The 16,223-nt window shown below is 51.8% G+C and carries 10 protein-coding genes; 7 read left to right on the top strand and 3 right to left on the bottom strand.

Annotated features, from left to right (window positions below):
- Window positions 1–62: 62 nt before the first annotated feature.
- Complete coding sequence (locus tag HMPREF0733_RS09785; RefSeq protein WP_013399161.1) at window positions 63–1,538, bottom strand: glycoside hydrolase family 1 protein; 1,476 nt, start codon at window positions 1,536–1,538, stop codon at window positions 63–65.
- A 336-nt stretch (window positions 1,539–1,874) separates the two neighbouring features.
- On the bottom strand, window positions 1,875–3,374 hold the full coding sequence (locus HMPREF0733_RS09780; protein WP_013399160.1) for an anion permease: 1,500 nt from the start codon (window positions 3,372–3,374) through the stop codon (window positions 1,875–1,877).
- A 252-nt stretch (window positions 3,375–3,626) separates the two neighbouring features.
- On the opposite strand from HMPREF0733_RS09780, the gene HMPREF0733_RS09775 reads away from it, so the two are divergent.
- The 5 genes from HMPREF0733_RS09775 to HMPREF0733_RS09750 all read left to right on the top strand — a co-directional run bounded on the left by HMPREF0733_RS09775 (window position 3,627) and on the right by HMPREF0733_RS09750 (window position 8,758).
- Window positions 3,627–4,325 carry a lipoate--protein ligase family protein gene (locus tag HMPREF0733_RS09775; protein WP_041321800.1) on the top strand — a complete coding sequence of 233 codons (699 nt, stop codon included), beginning with the start codon at window positions 3,627–3,629 and terminating at the stop codon, window positions 4,323–4,325.
- 158 nt (window positions 4,326–4,483) lie between these two features.
- Complete coding sequence (locus HMPREF0733_RS09770) at window positions 4,484–5,374, top strand: fumarylacetoacetate hydrolase family protein (RefSeq protein ID WP_013399158.1); 891 nt, start codon at window positions 4,484–4,486, stop codon at window positions 5,372–5,374.
- 390 nt (window positions 5,375–5,764) lie between these two features.
- On the top strand, window positions 5,765–6,088 hold the full coding sequence (locus tag HMPREF0733_RS09765; RefSeq protein WP_244864729.1) for an ArsR/SmtB family transcription factor: 324 nt from the start codon (window positions 5,765–5,767) through the stop codon (window positions 6,086–6,088).
- Window positions 6,089–6,837: 749 nt separating this feature from the next.
- Entirely contained in the window at window positions 6,838–7,590 is a 753-nt protein-coding gene (locus tag HMPREF0733_RS09755) for a DUF6318 family protein (protein WP_041321798.1), read from the top strand.
- A 64-nt stretch (window positions 7,591–7,654) separates the two neighbouring features.
- The gene (locus HMPREF0733_RS09750; RefSeq protein WP_174258204.1) at window positions 7,655–8,758 is read left to right on the top strand and encodes a hypothetical protein; all 1,104 of its coding nucleotides are present in this window, start codon (window positions 7,655–7,657) and stop codon (window positions 8,756–8,758) included.
- Window positions 8,759–9,249: 491 nt separating this feature from the next.
- On the opposite strand, the gene HMPREF0733_RS09745 is transcribed toward HMPREF0733_RS09750, so the two are convergent.
- Window positions 9,250–12,153 (bottom strand): FAD-binding and (Fe-S)-binding domain-containing protein, encoded by a 2,904-nt coding sequence (locus HMPREF0733_RS09745; RefSeq protein WP_013399153.1) that lies wholly within the window; start codon window positions 12,151–12,153, stop codon window positions 9,250–9,252.
- Between the two features lie 311 nt (window positions 12,154–12,464).
- Between HMPREF0733_RS09745 and thrS the strand changes: the two genes are divergently transcribed.
- Together thrS and HMPREF0733_RS09735 are read left to right on the top strand one after the other, a co-directional pair.
- Window positions 12,465–14,501, top strand: a complete 2,037-nt coding sequence (gene thrS, locus HMPREF0733_RS09740; protein ID WP_013399152.1) for a threonine--tRNA ligase — start codon at window positions 12,465–12,467, stop codon at window positions 14,499–14,501.
- 421 nt (window positions 14,502–14,922) lie between these two features.
- A complete protein-coding gene (locus HMPREF0733_RS09735) occupies window positions 14,923–16,134 on the top strand; it encodes an STAS-like domain-containing protein (protein ID WP_169310262.1) in 1,212 nt (403 codons plus the stop codon).
- Window positions 16,135–16,223 lie beyond the last annotated feature (89 nt).

Genomic DNA, 16,223 nt, shown 5'->3' with positions numbered 1-16,223 from the left:
ACACAGGATTGGTCTTTCGAAAACTTACCCGAAGACCAACCTCGCATTTCTCACAAGATTTACTAGGAGTTCTCAAGCTCCGCACCGTTAGATGTGATCACTCGACGGTACCAATCAAAAGACTTCTTACGGTAACGGGAGAGTGACCCCGAGCCGTCGTCATGACGATCTACATAGACGAAACCGTAGCGTTTCGACATCTGCGCTGTAGACGCCGAAACCATGTCGATACAGCCCCACGTAGTGTAACCGAGTAGCTGCACGCCATCGGCAATAGCTTCGCGCACCTGTTCCAGGTGTGCCCGCAGATAATCGATACGGTAATCGTCGATCACGGTCATTTCACCATCGACCTCAACAAGTTCGTCGCGTGCGCCTAAGCCGTTCTCGACGATGAAGAGCGGTTTCTGCCAGCGGTCCCAGTACTGGTTGAGTACAATACGCAGCCCAACAGGATCGATCTGCCATCCCCATTCGGAAGCGGTCAATGTTGGGTTAGATACTCCACCGAGAATATTCCCTTCGTTGCTTTCGCTGCGGCTTGGGTCGCTGCTGGCACAGGTGGACATGTAGTAGCTGAACGAGACAAAATCGACTGTATTTTTGAGGTCTTCCCGATCTCGTTCGGTAATGTTGAGCTCGATACCTTTTTCGTGGAGTATGCGTAGGAAATATCCGGGATAGGTTCCACGAACGTGCACGTCGCCAAAGGCAAAGTTAGCGTGTTCGGCGTGTAGGGCGGCGAGCGCATCCTGGGGTGATGGTGTGAGCGGATAGGTTGGCATTGCTAAAATCATGCAGCCAATCTGGGCTTGAGGTGCGAGCTCGCGGGCAGCACGGGTAGCGCGCGCTGAGGCGACAAGCTCATGATGAATTGCTTGGTAGAGGTCTTGCTCACTCAGCTGTTCTTTGGGGGTGTTAATACCGCCAGACATAAACGGTAGATGCAGTACCGAATTGATTTCATTGAAAGTGAGCCAGTATTTTACCCGGTGGCCGTAGCGTTCAAAGAGTACCCGGCAGTATCGTTCGTAGAAGTCGATAAGATCGCGGCTTACCCAGCCGTTGTATTGTTCTGCAAGGTAGAGCGGTGTTTCGTAGTGGCTGATAGCGATAAGCGGTTCGATGCCGTATTTTTCAAGTTCATCAAGCACACGGTCGTAGAAGGCGAGACCTTCCTCATTCGGTTCTGTTTCATCACCGTTTGGGAAGACACGTGACCAAGCGATGGAGAACCGGAATACTTTGAACCCCATTTCCGCAAGGAGAGCGATGTCTTCGGGGTAGCGGTGGTAGAAATCGGTGCCCTCAAGTTTGAGGTTATCGGGCGTGGGCGCGGCACTTCGTGGGTTCAGCCCTCCGTGAGGAAGCACATCCTGAATACTAGGACCCTTACCGTCTTCATCCCAGGCACCTTCACATTGGTTGGCTGCGGAAGCGCCGCCCCATAGAAAATTTGGGGGAAACGCGCCGTGCAGGTGGGGTTTGATGATGGGCAGCGATTGGGTGTCATGCGTGAAATGCTGGTCTTGATGCATGGGACTCTCCCGTAGATGGCGGACAGTTAATGCTTAGATGGGGAATACGTATATGGCGGATAGAACACATCGCCGTTGTTTTACAACAACCCTAACAGTTTTAGCGCATATTCTTGCAGGGATGCGCAGTAAGATTACGGAAGATGGCTTAAGTTTCAGCGCTAGAACCTTGGTGCATCGCTTTGCTGCGCCACGCTGTATCGAGTGCTTATGGGTGTGGGCAGCATGCAGAATGTCGGCAGAAATAAAAAGCTCCGGGCACTGTATCTTAGAAAAAGATTCAGCGCCCGGAGATTATTGGGCTGAATAGAATCGGAAGAGCTTAGCGAGCGCTCACTAGGGAGTAGCGTATCCGAGAGCGAATAGCCACGCGGTGCCCACAGCACCCCAAATAATAATATTTACGAGCGAAGACAGGAAGCCCAGCTTGAACCATTCGCCCACACTGAAATACCCCGATCCGTAGTACACCCCTGCCGGTCCAGAGGCATAGTGAGTGATACCGCCGATAAGGTTGCCGGTAAAGCCGAGGAAAAGTGCGGCGAACATTGGGGGAGTACCCGCCGAAATTGCTGCCCCCAGGAACACAGCATAGAGGGCGACAATCTGCGCGGTGTTAGAAGCAAACATGTAGTGAATGTAGAAGTACACCAGAATCAGAATGCCAAAGGCGAGCGGCCAGGACATACCCGCAACGCTGTGTGCAGCGCGGTCACCTACCCAATCAACAACCTTGAGCTTCTTGAGCTGATCCGCCATGCCCACAAGCACCGCGAAAAAAATGAGGGTGGACCAAGCGCTGGAGTTATTCGCCATATCTTTCCAGGTGAGCACTTTAGTCACAAGAAGAATTGCGATGCCGAAGAAGGCTGCACTGGTCGCGCTAATACCCCAGGATGTGCCGCCAATCCATAGGGCTAACAGCAGTACGAAGGTACCGAGCATAATCCATTCCGACACGCTTAAGGGGCCCATCTCGGCAAGCTCTTTGCGTGCATGGTCGGGAGCATCAGGGGTGTGCTTGATAGTCGGCGGGTATACCTTCGAGATAAACCAAGGCATAACAGCAAGGGCAATCAGGCCGGGAGCTAACGCGGCAAGCGCCCAGGTGCCCCAGTCCAGATGCAGTCCTTTTTCTTGAGCAAATTTTTGAGCCAGCGGGTTACCAGCCATTGCTGTCACGAACATTGCGGCAGTGATGGTATTGACCTGCGCCTCAGTCATGAGCAGATAAGAGCCCAGCTTGCGGCGTTTCTCGGGGGTCTCGTTGGTAGAGCCATTCACCTCAGCAAGAGAGCGAATAATTGGGTAAATCACGCCACCCGCGCGAGCCGTATTTGAAGGAGTCGCCGGTGCAAGCACGAGGTCTGTGATCGCCATGCCGTAAGAAAGCCCGAGGGAAGACTTACCGAGCATGCGCACAAACAATAGGGCGATGCGTTTTCCTAACCCGGTAATGAGGAACCCATCGGCGATAAAGAACGCGGCAACAATAATCCAGATTGAGTCGTTGCCGAAGCCTTTAAGCGCTTCTTCTTTAGCGTTCATGGTACCGGTGATCATTGCAGCGCCGAGACCAATAAGCGCCACTGATGGGGTCGGCAGCGGCTGGAAGATAAGACCTAGGATAGTACCGGCAAAGATAGCGAGCATATGCATTCCACGTGGTTCCACCCCCGGGGGTACGGGAATAAACCAGATGGCTACAGTAACCGCGAGAATCACCGCAACTTTGACGATGAGAGCAGTATTAGCCTGCTTGGGTTTTTCGGGAGGTTGCGATTGCTCATTGCGAGCGGTGGCATCGGGTTCGGATGTCGAGGACGATTGGCTCATGTCCGTACTCCTTTGAAACGAAACTTGATAGGCGCACACGTGCAGTGTGCATACGGTTTCGTCAGCGTTCTTATGCTGTGAATGTGTTGGTATCTGATGGTTTATGTGGGAATACCCTTCAGACGTTTTAAGTTTACGTCTAGAATCACCTTTCAGAAAAGGGTTTGCCCGCAAAAACACAGGGCTTCCTTGGTTTCCCTTACTTTCGCTGAACAGTCGGGAATGATGCGCCAACCCGGTAGAATAAAATCCGTGGAAATCCTTCGTGAACAAGGCCCAAAATCCGGTGAACTCCTAATGCACCACGACGATACCGTGGCAATGCTGCGCGAGGTCGCAGCGGGAAAACGCCCCGCAACCCTGCGCATCTATCAGCCGAACCCTACCGTCGCCTTCGGCCGTCGCGATGAGCTCAATCCAGGATTTACCGCCGCCGCCCAGGCGTGCCGTGATCTCGGATACGACATACTCGTGCGTAAAGTAGGCGGTCACGCGGCCGCCTACCACACCGGCTGCCTCGTCATCGATCATTTTCAGCCCGCCGAAGACGCAAAAACCGGAAACAACCTGCGTTACAAACTTTTCGGAGAAATGTACGCCCAAGCCCTGCAACTCGTCGGGGTGGATGCGGCGGTCGGCGAAATCCCCCAAGAATACTGCCCCGGAGAATACTCCGTATACGCCCGACTAGGCGGCGAACATGCTGGGGAGCGCATCAAACTCGTGGGGACCGCACAGCGCGTTATTCAGGGCGGCTGGTGGTTCAGCACGGGAATCGTTGTATACAATTCGGTATCTCTACGCGAGGTTATTTCGCGGGTATACGATGCTCTAGGCATGCCCCTGAACCCTGCAACTGTAGGTGCCGCCGAAGACGCAAACCCCGCTTTGCTCATGGAAGACCTCGAAGACGCGATTTTAGAGATTTATGCACAGAACGGCTTCAAATAGCCATTATGCGCCAAGGCAGCGTTCCCGCCTTATGTCCGCTAAAACTATCGGCGGTTCCCACATAATCCATGCAGCTGCACGGCACCCCTAGCAAGACAATAAAGATAAGTTCACCGTAGACTGGTAATACGACCGCCCTCACACCTCAAGGAGAGCATATGCGCTGGGGACAAATTCAAGACGACAAAGGCCGCCGCGCCGTCTGCATGCACGAAAAAACCATCTATGAACTCCCCGCAAAACTCTCACCCCTACTCCAGTTCTACAGCCGTTACCGCACCAACTTCGGCGACCCTGCCAACGCGGCGAGTATCCTCCGTGAAAACGGTGCTACAACACTAGGACACGGCGAAGAACTCTGGAATACCCTACGCTTCGTACGACCGCTGGATCGCCCTGGAAAAGTCCTTTGTGCCGGGCTCAACTACCGCGATCACGCCGAAGAAATGGGACTCGAAATCCCGAAGTATCCCACCATCTTCACGAAATATCCAAACGCACTCATCGGCCCCAACGAAGAAATTCAGATGCCTTCTGCAAACGAAACCGGAAGCACAAAAATAGACTGGGAGGTCGAACTTTGCCTTGTTATTGGGCAAAAGATGCGCCGGGTAGACGAAGAAGAAGCGCTCGCTGGACTGCTGGGGTACACCATTTTCAACGATGTTTCGGTGCGCGACTGGCAGGGACGTACCAGCGAATGGTTCCAGGGTAAAAACTGGGATAGCATGACACCGTTTGGTCCCTATATTGTGGCGACGGACGAGCTTGACCCTACCTGCGGACTTGATCTTACCTGCGAAGTTGACGGCGAGATACGTCAGCACGGTAATACCTCTGACATGATTTTTACTTCTGCACAGCTTATCTCATATATCTCGCAGTTCATGACCCTAGAACCCGGCGACCTCATCGCTACCGGAACTCCCGCCGGAGTAGGGCTTTCACTGCACCCACGGAACTGGCTTAAGCCTGGGCAGACTCTAGTAACCCGCATTGAAGGAATTGGCGCTATCAGTAACAGGTGCTCGCGGCCTTATAGCGGATAAGACAAGGTTTATTCAGATGGTTGGGTAAACGCTGCAAAAAAGTGCAGTACCGTATGGTCTGCGCGTTCGTTCCCCGCTTTGTATTTAAAGTACCTGCATCCTCACCCATGTAAAGGAGAGGATGCAGGTACTTTTGTTGACCTGAACCTTTGTGCGCGATAAGGGGGTGTTAGGAAACGTAACCTAAGGTTTGACGGAGAAGGGAGCCTGCTAGAGTGAGAATAAACGGAAACGATGGGGCTCGCATAGTCTAAGAGGACTGTGAGGTTTTGGGCAGTCCATATTTCATGTAAAGGAGGAAAACGCCTAGTCAGTACGTTAATGTCACAATTTGGTGAGAAGTTTGTAGCGTATTGACCTATAAAAAGGCGTTTATATAAAATTATGTTTATGGATAAGGGTTCAGGTCAGACGGAACCACGAGACTGGGAACAAGAATTCGGTGCATCCGTAGCAATTTTCTCAGCACTCGCCAATCCGTTAAGACTTGCGATTGCACACCATTTGGTGGAGCGTCCACATAGTGTGAGCGAACTGCATACCTGCTTGGGTATTTCGCAGCCGCTCGCCTCGCATCATTTGCGCATCCTTCGAGAGGCGCATGTTGTTGAAGGGGAGCAGCACGGCAGAACCACTATCTACAAATTGTTAGACCACCACATCAGTCACATTGTGAAGGATGTGCACGAACACACGAAACACACCGGCGATTAGCTCGGTTTATCTGAGGAGAGATCATGACCACCGTTGCACCCCACCGTCATTCCGAAAGCCATGCACATACCCACGGACCTACATGTGGTCACCAGGCAGTCATTCACTTAGATCACGTAGACTACCTGCATGACGGGCACGCACACCGCGAGCACGAAGGACACTACGATGAGTGCAACGCATGCTCCTGCGGCAACTGCTCTGACCTGTGCGTAAACTGCACCTGTGATAACTGCACCTGCCCGACCTGTAACCATGCGGTTTGCGAATGCGCACACTGCAATGATTCTTGCGCCAACTGCGCATGTGATGACTGCGCATGCCCCACATGCCAGCACGCAGCATAAGCAATTTTTAGACTATAAACCCGCCCGGCGTACTCTATGAGGAGACGCCGGGCGGGTTTTGTATAAGGGTCTCTGTTCTATTCAAAATGTATAGGTGCAATTCTTAGGGGTAGTTCTGTGTGGAAGTTGAGTTTTTAAATGTAAACTCGAAAGTCTAATATCTTTAATGTTTTGAATAAAATCCACAGAGTTGTTTATTAATAAATGGTTATATATGTCGAGGGTAAATCGCTAAATATTTTGAATCATCGTAGAGTAATAGATATGACTTCTTCTGATTCCATTTAGTACGTGCGAATAAGCTGTTCCATTGGAGGAATGGCGCATGGAACGTGTGGTTTTCAGAATTGGTCTTATCTTATTCACCCAGCCACAATTATTTTGAGGATGTGTTGTTCATCGATGAATACTCGTATCCCTGTTTTGTCTCGTCGTGCCCTTATGAGTGCTTTGGGCGTTTCTGGGTTTGCTGTGTTGTTATCTGCGTGTGGGGAAGATGCAAAACCAGCTGGAACGTCTGTTGAGAGCCCGAGTTCTTCTAGTGCGGAAAGTGCTGATGCTTCCAGTTCTGCTTCTGTTTCCTCAAGTGAGAATCCGTCGCCGTCGTCGAGTGCGCCACAGCATTATTCGGGGAACTCGAAAGCACCAGATGGAGAATTCCGCGCCGCTGATGTGTATGGTCCTGCGCAGAATGTCCCGAAACCGAAGACGGAGGAGGGGTATACGAACGCTTCCTTAGAAGGGATGACTAAGTCGGTAAAAGCCTGGACGGAATGGCGTAACTACGGGCTTCAGACTGGGGACTTCAAAGAGGCCTATAAATTTATCAGTAAGAACTTCACAGATGAACAGAAGACCTATGATTTTGATACTCGTCTTTATAAAAAGGGTGGGTGGATTGTAGGCGGAGATGTGCATGGCTACGAGTTCCATGGTGAGCCTATTAACCACGGTGGTGGTAAATATAAGTGGAAGTTCTTCATGGCTTGGCCACATCTCATCTATATTGAGGCTGATGGAGAGCACTATAAGGAAGTTGTTAATAAAGATTACGAGAATAACTGGTATATGATGACTCTTCACCATGATGGGAATCGGTGGCTTATCGATAGCGTTGAGTTCTTGGATATGAAGGGTGAGAAGAATGAAGAATAGAGCTCTTCCATGCCTAATGATTGCATCATTGGTATGTGCCTCACTTTTTCAAAGTGTTCCGGTTATGGGTGATCCTCTCTGCGGTAATTCGGATGCTTCACTATGGTGTTCAGAGCAGGAGATATCTCAAAGTCAACAGTGGCGCGGCGGGGGACAAGCGCCAGAGCAAAATATAGGACAGTATCCAAATGCCGATCTGCACACGTCTCAGGAAAATAATGAACGTCGGCAAGATGAGTGGACGAGATGGTATCGGGAGCATCATCATGGGAATCTTGGGTTCGCTCAAGATAAAAGTGGTGCTCATAAGTCATTTAGATTTGATGTTGCAAATGATGGTTCGTACTGTGTTAGTCGGGATGGGCGTGTGGGCCAGTATAAAGAATTTACTGATGATGGTCAGGCTAAACCTGTCGGGGAGACGATTACGAATCATCTGTTCGGTGATACCTGCACCCTGAACGACCCGGAAGCAGCACAGCAAGCCCAGGGTGAGTATGAGCGGATTATCACCGAGATGCGCACCCATTTGCTGGAGCTGATCCCGGCACATCCGCACCTGACCCTGGATAGTGCGCATCCGCCACACACGAGCAAGGGTGAGGAAACGAATTTCTACACCACTCTAGAAGGCAGTTCCAACTTATTTGAAGGGGACTTACCGATTGGACGTACCAGGATTCGGGCGGTACCGGTGGCGTACCGGTATGAGTACGGAGACGGGCAGGAGCTGAGAACTCATCAAGCTGGTACACCCCGAAGCAGCAGCAGTAGTACCACCACTTCCTCCTCTTCGGGGGTGAAGGAGACGTCGACGAGTTATGCGTATCCGCAGGTGGGGAATTTTCATGCCTATGTCACGGTGACGTATGCGGGTCAGTACAGTATTGATGGTGGGCCGTGGCAGTTTTTCGGAACCGAGGTGTCTCGTGTTAGTGAGCCGGTGCTGGTGCGGGTGTGGGAGTCTGAGGTGCATTCGGTGGGTAAGACTTGTACTGAGGATCCGGGGGCGAAGGGGTGTCCAGGGCATGCGGATGAGCCTGATGTTGGGAATCCGAATCCGCAGTTGCGTAAGGTGGATGTGTATACGGGTCAGCGGTGGCATTTGGATGATGTGGGGGTGGGGGATAGTGAGGGTCGGTTGCACCCGACCTGGCCCAACATGTAAACAGATTGTCAGTATATAAAGAGTAATACCTCACATATAAAAACTGTTTTATTGTACAGGAGAAAGTCTCACATACCCCTGTCGTGAAAATTAGTATGACACTACCAAAATGTTGATAAAAGGTTGAACTTTTCGCTAAACATAAAGATTTGGTTACAATTTCCGAATATCTTTGAAGTTCGCTTACAGATAAGGCTAATGTTAGAAGTGAGGTAGTTCTGAAGGGTTACCTTGGGCAACAAGACTTCCGGGTTGCTCTTATATCGCACCGCACAACACGATTATTAGCGATTTCGCTAAAAACGCTATGTCCTGAAGATTTAGCTCTGACGCTAGAAACAGGACATAGCGTTTTTGTATATCCGGGGGGAGGCAGAATATAAACTGGCCTTCTGAGCTGTCGAAATAAGAAGCATTACAAACATAGGGCTGTGGGTACAGCATCGCAAGATGCTGCACCCACAGCCCTACAGTTTTAACGGAGCAAAGCTTTACCGAGTGGCCCGCTCTAGAAGCTGCAGTACGTTCTGGAAGGTATGTCCGGTTGCTTCGGTCATACCCTGCTCACAGGTTCGGTTTGAGGACGCATATGCGGCGAACTCGTGCTCGTTTAGCTCAGCGGTCTCGGCACGGGTAGCGCTCTGCGTAAGCTCAGGATGCAGCATACCGCGGTCACCCGCGTAACCACAGCATCCCCAATTCTTGGGAACGTATACCTGCTCACTCATGGCGTTTGCAATCTTCTCGAACGCTGGCTGCACGCCCAAGTGAGTCATCGAGCAGGTAGGGTGCAGCGCCAGCGATGGTAGGGGAGCCGATACCGTGAGCTTAGGCAGCAGCGTATCGGCGGCGAACTGCACCGAGTCAATAAGTTTCAACTGAGCGTAATCGGCTTCGCCTGCCCCCAGACCCTGCGTGATTTTATGCTCTACGGCAGCTGCAACTTTCGCACGCATCACCTCAAGGCCCTCAGTGCACGAGGAAGCATCGCACACAATCGGGATGCGCCCGCCGTCGGTCGCCTGCCACAGCGCTTTGAGCACGCGGTCGCTCATAATCGAGTAGCCGTCTGTATACCCCTTGGACTTCCACGGCGTGCCACAGCACATTTGGTCGATACCTTCGGGAACCCGGTATTTCACGCCCGCACGTTCACAGAGGCGAATAAACGCCTGAGTCGCATTCACCGGGTCGTGCTTACCTTCACCATCAACACCGCCGAACATGGCATTCACACAGGCAGGGAAGAACACGATATCGGGATTCGCTTCCGCATGAGGAACGCGCGGCGCCCCACCGGCAGACAGCCCCTTCTTATAGGCGGGCACCATATCGTCACCGAAGAGTTTACGACCAATATCGGTGGCTCCGCGTACCACCGGGAACGGCAGCATTTTTGCGACCGTGAGAGCCTTACCCGCCACTTTATCGACCGCACCCCAGTGTTTCGAGGCGAATTTCCACCCGGCGGCACCGAGGGCATCCTGGTTCTCGGCACGCAGACGGCGCACCAAATCACCCGTGTTGATCTGCACCGGGCAGCGCGTAACGCACATGCCATCTACCGCGCAGGTATCCACACCGTAGTATTCGTATTCTTGGCGTAGGCGTTCGGCAAGTTTAGTATCACCATTAGCTTCTGCCGCAGCAATTTCGCGGCGCAGCACAATGCGCTGGCGCGGGGTCAACGTCAAATCTTTAGACGGGCACACCGGTTCGCAGTACCCGCATTCCACACACCGATCGACTTCTTCTTCAACGGTTTCGGCAACTTTCAGGTCGGTGGCGTAATCGGTGTCTTCCTCGGCAAGAACCACACCCGGGTTCAAGAAACCCTTCGGGTCGATCAGGCGTTTAATCTCGCGCATGACCTCGAAGAGCTCGTCACCGAATTGACGGCGCACAAACGGTGCCATAATACGCCCGGTTCCGTGCTCTGCCTTGAGCGAGCCGTCAGCCTCCAGAATGAGCTGCACCATTTCTTCGGTGAAGTCGCGGTACCGCACAAGCTGTTTGGCGTCGCGGAACTGCTCGTTGAGCATGAAGTGAATATTGCCGTCTTTTGCGTGCCCGAAAATGACCGAGTCCTGGTAGCCGTGGGCGTCAAAGAGCGCGGTCAGATCGCGACAGGTAGTACCGAGCACGTCCACCGGGACCACCACATCCTCAAGCAGCGCATTCGTGCCGGTGGGGCGGTTGCCCGCGACCGTGGTGTACAGCCCGCGCCGCGCAGCCCAGAGCGCATTACGCTCAGAAAGTTTGCTGGTCATTTCGACCGGCGACACCACCGGGAGAGCATCAAACATAGGTGCGGCGGAAGCGGCAAGATCGGTGAGCTCCTGCTCAGAGTTTCCCTGAAATTCCACAAGCAGAGCCGCATGCTCGCGCACATCAATAGCAGCAAGAGCCTCCGCTGCCTGCCCGGTGCGCTGCGCCACACGAATACTGGTGGCATCCATGAGCTCAACCGTCGCCAGGTGGTTAGCCACAAGCTCGGGCACGGAACGGGTTGCGTCTAAGAGGTTATCGAACACGAGCAGACCGGTTGAAACGAATTTATGAATGGGCAAGGTGCGGTAGGTTGCAGACGCCACGAACCCGAGTGTTCCTTCGGAACCGATCAGAAGGTGCTGCAGAATATCAATCGGCGTGCTGTAATCCAGCAGGGAGTTTACGCCGTAGCCCATGGTGTTCTTCATGGAGTACTGTTGGCGAATGCGCGCTACCGATTCCGGGTTTTCGACCACGCGCTTGCGCAGACGCAGCAGCCCTTCGTGAATTTCGGGTTCGAGAGCGCGCAGGCGGTCATCGGCATCGGGCGCAGAAGTATCAATAACGGTTCCGCTAGGGAGCACGAATACCATAGATTCCAGCGTGTTGTAGGTGTTGAATTCGGTGCCGGAAGACATGCCCGAGGAGTTATTGGCAACCACCCCGCCGATAGTGCATGCCGACCATGAGGCCGGGTCAGGCCCGAGCTTGTACCCGTAGGGCGCCAGCATATTATTGACCGCCATCACCGTGGCGCCGGGCTGAACGCGCGCCCTCTTGCCGCCGTCAAGCACCTCAATTTTCTTGAAGTTACGGCGGGTATCGACCATCAGCCCATCGCCGCTTGCCTGCCCTGATAGAGAGGTGCCGCCCGACCTGAAGGTGAGCGGCAGGTTGAAGGCGCTGGCAGCACGGAAAATATCGGCAACCGCCTCCGCTGAATCGGGGCGTACGATTCCAGCGGGTACCAGCAGGTAATGCGAAGCATCGTGCGAGATAGCGAGCCTGTCAATTTCTTTAACACTGGAATCGAGGGCGTGCGCGCGGGTTTCGGCGAGCATATGCTCAAGGGCTTTGGCGTAGGGGGAGTTCAGAGCTTCGGATGTATTGGATACAACTGTCATGGGCCTTAATCTCCTTACCGGTGTAGGCATAGTTCTCTTCCTATCCTTCCAGTATGTGCTTTTGCACACGTTATGTCTGCTTAGCTTTGGCTAGGCTTACACGCCGAAATACACGTTTTACTGAGGCATTATGAAGGGAAACTATCGTTGATATTGTGTCCACCCTGAGCCATTACCTGAAAATTTGCTGTGAACGCCGTAGAATAGTGATGTCCGTGCACCTGTACAGTGCGGATTAGTCTGCACGGCTGCGCCTATCCTGGCCCCGTACTCTGGGGGAGTAGGCCCCGTGCCTAACCTAAAGGAGACACATGTCTGCCGCTGAACTGTCAGCACCTATTAAGATCAGCGTATCCGGTGAGGAGCGCGAGGTTACTGCCGCCACCGCCGCTGAACTCTTTGCGGATAACGCGAAGATTGTGGTTGCCCGCGTGAATGGCACGCTGGTCGACCTTTCTCACAAGCTGTCTGAGGGCGATACCGTTGAGCCCGTTTTCATTGACGAACCTGATGGCTTGAATGTGCTGCGCCATTCTGCGGCGCACGTGATGGCGCAGGCGGTGCAGGAGTACCGCAAAGATGCCAAGCTGGGCATTGGCCCCTATATTACGGATGGCTTCTATTTTGATTTTGATGTGGCTGAGCCCTTCACCCCCGAGGATCTGAAGAAGATCGAGAAGTCGATGATTAAGATCATCAAGTCGGGACAGCTGTTCCGCCGCCGCGTGGTCACCCACGATGAAGCGGTTGAAGAGATGAAGAACGAGCCATATAAGCTCGAACTGCTTTCGCTTAGCCAAGGCCCCGGTTCGGGTGCTGATGCCGCAGAGGGTGCCTCGGTTGAGGTTGGCGCGGGCGAGATTACAATTTATGACAATGTGCACCCGAAAACCGGTGAGGTGTTGTGGAATGACCTGTGCCGCGGTCCGCACCTGCCGAATACCAAGCTGATTGCTAACGGTTACGCGCTCATGCGTGCCGGTGGCGCGTATTGGCGCGGTTCTGAGAAGAACCCCATGCTTCAGCGTATTTACGGTACCGCTTGGCCCACGAAGGATGAGCTGGTGGAGTATAAGCACCGTATTGCCGAAGCTGAGCGCCGCGATCACCGCCGCCTGGGCAAGGAGCTTGACCTGTTCTCGTTCCCCAAGAATATTGGCCCCGGCCTGCCGGTGATTCATCCTAAGGGCGGCGTGATTAAGCGTGAGATGGAAGATTATGTGCGCGCCCGCCATATTGCTGAGGGCTTCCAGTACGTGAGCACCCCGCACATCTCAAAGGAAGACCTGTTCTACACGTCCGGGCACCTGCCGTATTACGCGGACGGCATGTTCCCTGCGATGGTGCTCGATAATGGCAACTACCGTTTGAAGGCCATGAACTGCCCCATGCATAACGAGATTTACCGTTCGCGTGGGCGTTCGTACCGTGAGCTGCCGCTGCGTTTCTTCGAGTTCGGCACCGTGTACCGTGACGAGAAGTCGGGCGTGCTGCAGGGTTTGACCCGTGTGCGCATGATTACGCAGGACGATTCCCACTCGTATGTAACGAAGGAGCAGGCACCCGATGAGGTGCGGCACCTGCTGAATTTCATGCTGAGCCTGCTGGAAGATTTCGGTATGACGGACTTCTACCTTGAGCTTTCAACCCGCGACACTGAGGGCGATAAGAAGGATAAGTTTATCGGCACCGATGAGCAGTGGGAGCAGGCTACCGCCGTGCTGGAGCAGGTGGCGCAAGAGACCGGCCTTGAACTGGTGCCTGACCCGGGTGGGGCCGCGTTCTATGGCCCGAAGATTTCGGTGCAGGCGAAGGACGCGATTGGCCGCACCTGGCAGATGTCCACCGTGCAGTATGACTTCAACCAGCCCAGCAGGTTTGGTTTGGAGTACCAGGCTGCGGACGGTTCAATTCAGGAGCCGGTGATGATTCACTCGGCCAAGTTCGGTTCGATTGAGCGTTTCCTGGGCGTGCTGACTGAGCACTACGCGGGCGCGTTCCCGGCGTGGCTCTCGCCAGTGCAGGTGATTTGTGTGCCTGTGGCGGAGGCTTTTAACGACTATATGACCGAGATTGCGGATAAGCTGCGTGAGCAGGGCGTGCGCGTTGAGGTTGATTACGGTTCGGACCGGTTTACGAAGAAGATTCGTACCGCTTCTACCGAGAAGGTGCCGTTTATTCTGATTGCTGGCGGCGAGGATGCGGAGGCTGGCGCAGTCTCATTCCGCTTCCGCGGCAACAAACAGGAAAACGGTGTGCCCGTTGATGAGGCTGTGGCACGTATTGTGGAGCATATCCGCAACCGCGTGAACGAAGACCCCAAGCCCAGCACCGAGGCTGCTGAGTAATAAGGGTTTAGGCTTCTAACCTAGCTATATAGAAAACCACCCCCTTTGCGGTGACAAGCTGCGGAGGGGGTGGTTTTTATATGCCTTGAGGAGGCGCGGGTGGGGGAGTACGGTGGGGTGCAGAAAGTTGTGTTGCGCGGGAGTTTTTCCTAGTCCGGGCGGGTGTCTTCGTGCTAATGTGAATGATGGTACTTACGTTCGTTGCCGTTCGGAGGTGCCGGTAATTGTACGATTCGGATAAGGACGTCTGAGCGGCAGGTAAGCACTGTATTTGCTGTCCCTGCGGGATGTGCTGGCCCACGGTTTCTAATGTGGAGGTGATTAACAAACTTACATAAGATTGTGTTGCATATAAATAATTCTTATTTTTCGAATTTGACCAAAAAATTTTACAACTTTGGAGGTTCTTATGGAAATATATATGGAATCAAAGAGAATGAAAGAATTTGGAAGAATTGTCAAAAGAATCGAATCTTCTGATGATTCTAGTGTTGAGATAACTATTGCAAAAGGAGCTCCTGTATTTCAAGACAGGGCAACTTGGCTGGCAGCCATTTCTGATTATTATAAGAGTGAATTTGGTCTGGATGTTATACTCGCCAATCCTGAGGCTGTGAAGATGGGGGCTTCAATCAATAATCCTGTGGTAGTTAATGATATATCTATAAAAATGCACAGTTCTCTTTATACTGTATTTAAATATACAGAGGAAAACATTAGCCTTATTGTTGATAAGTATAAAAATTGGATAATGTCCAATATTGTTCTGGAAGAGGGGTTGCTACAGACATTTGCGTGGAGTCTATACGAGGTCATGGATAATGTTTTTCAGCACAGCGGGGCTGACTATGGATATGTTTCTATGCAGTATCATGTTAGCTCAAAGAGGTTGAATATAGCAGTTACGGATATTGGAAAAGGAATTATTAGGAGTATGAGTGAGGGGGTTGGGGTAGCTGATTCCAAGGTTGATTCCGGTATTTTTATGGATTATTTCAGCAAGGGTGAGTATGGGAAAATCATTAAATATGCAGTGAATAAGGGAGTTACTTCTAAAGGCAACAGAAATAAAGGCATGGGTCTTTATGGCCTAACTGAATCTGTTAGGCGAAATGGTGGTACGTTCATGATTGACTCCGGTAAAGGTGCCTATGAGAATAATAAGGCAAAAGATGAGCCCATCGATACTTATAATTTTGGAAAATCACCGATTGAATTTAAGAATAGAGATAATGATGATGTTAAGTATTTAACATGTGTCAATTGGAGTCTGGATGTCTCTAAACCTGTGCGCATGAGCAGTATTCTAAATATTGACTATATTTCGGATGAGACAGATGAATATTATGATGAAGATCTTCAGGGGCATGTTATTCATATGCATCAATATGCAGCTAATGTGGCGACCAGAAATGGCGGAACCAAAATTTCTAATATTATTGGAAATTTAGTAAATGATGGTGCAGAATATGTCGTTTTAGACTTTGAGTCAATTGATGTTATATCATCAAGTTTTGCTGACGAGATAATTAAAGCTGAAATATTGTATCATCGTAAAATATTTTTTATGAATCAAAATGATGATATTGATCTTGTGCTCAAGTATGCGCGTAATGACCGTAAGAAAATTTAGTTAGATGTTTCTTGTTTATAAATTTTCTTTATGGATAAAACTGGAAAATTGTTATCCCCATCCTTGATTATAGGCATGATAAGTTATTA

This window comes from Rothia dentocariosa ATCC 17931 (assembly GCF_000164695.2).
GTDB classification, from domain to species: Bacteria; Actinomycetota; Actinomycetes; order Actinomycetales; family Micrococcaceae; genus Rothia; species Rothia dentocariosa.
Note: the sequence above shows the minus strand (reverse complement) of the source record. Positions and strands in the feature narration are given on the sequence as shown.

Excerpts from the sequence above, each read along its gene's own strand:
- thrS (WP_013399152.1), top strand. The coding sequence starts at position 12,465 with ATGTCTGCCGCTGAACTGTCAGCACCTATTAAGATCAGCGTATCCGGT.
- HMPREF0733_RS09780 (WP_013399160.1), bottom strand. The coding sequence starts at position 3,374 with ATGAGCCAATCGTCCTCGACATCCGAACCCGATGCCACCGCTCGCAAT.
- HMPREF0733_RS09755 (WP_041321798.1), top strand. The coding sequence starts at position 6,838 with ATGAATACTCGTATCCCTGTTTTGTCTCGTCGTGCCCTTATGAGTGCT.
- HMPREF0733_RS09770 (WP_013399158.1), top strand. The coding sequence starts at position 4,484 with ATGCGCTGGGGACAAATTCAAGACGACAAAGGCCGCCGCGCCGTCTGC.
- HMPREF0733_RS09735 (WP_169310262.1), top strand. The coding sequence starts at position 14,923 with ATGGAATCAAAGAGAATGAAAGAATTTGGAAGAATTGTCAAAAGAATC.
- HMPREF0733_RS09750 (WP_174258204.1), top strand. The coding sequence starts at position 7,655 with ATGGGTGATCCTCTCTGCGGTAATTCGGATGCTTCACTATGGTGTTCA.
- HMPREF0733_RS09765 (WP_244864729.1), top strand. The coding sequence starts at position 5,765 with ATGGATAAGGGTTCAGGTCAGACGGAACCACGAGACTGGGAACAAGAA.
- HMPREF0733_RS09745 (WP_013399153.1), bottom strand. The coding sequence starts at position 12,153 with ATGACAGTTGTATCCAATACATCCGAAGCTCTGAACTCCCCCTACGCC.
- HMPREF0733_RS09785 (WP_013399161.1), bottom strand. The coding sequence starts at position 1,538 with ATGCATCAAGACCAGCATTTCACGCATGACACCCAATCGCTGCCCATC.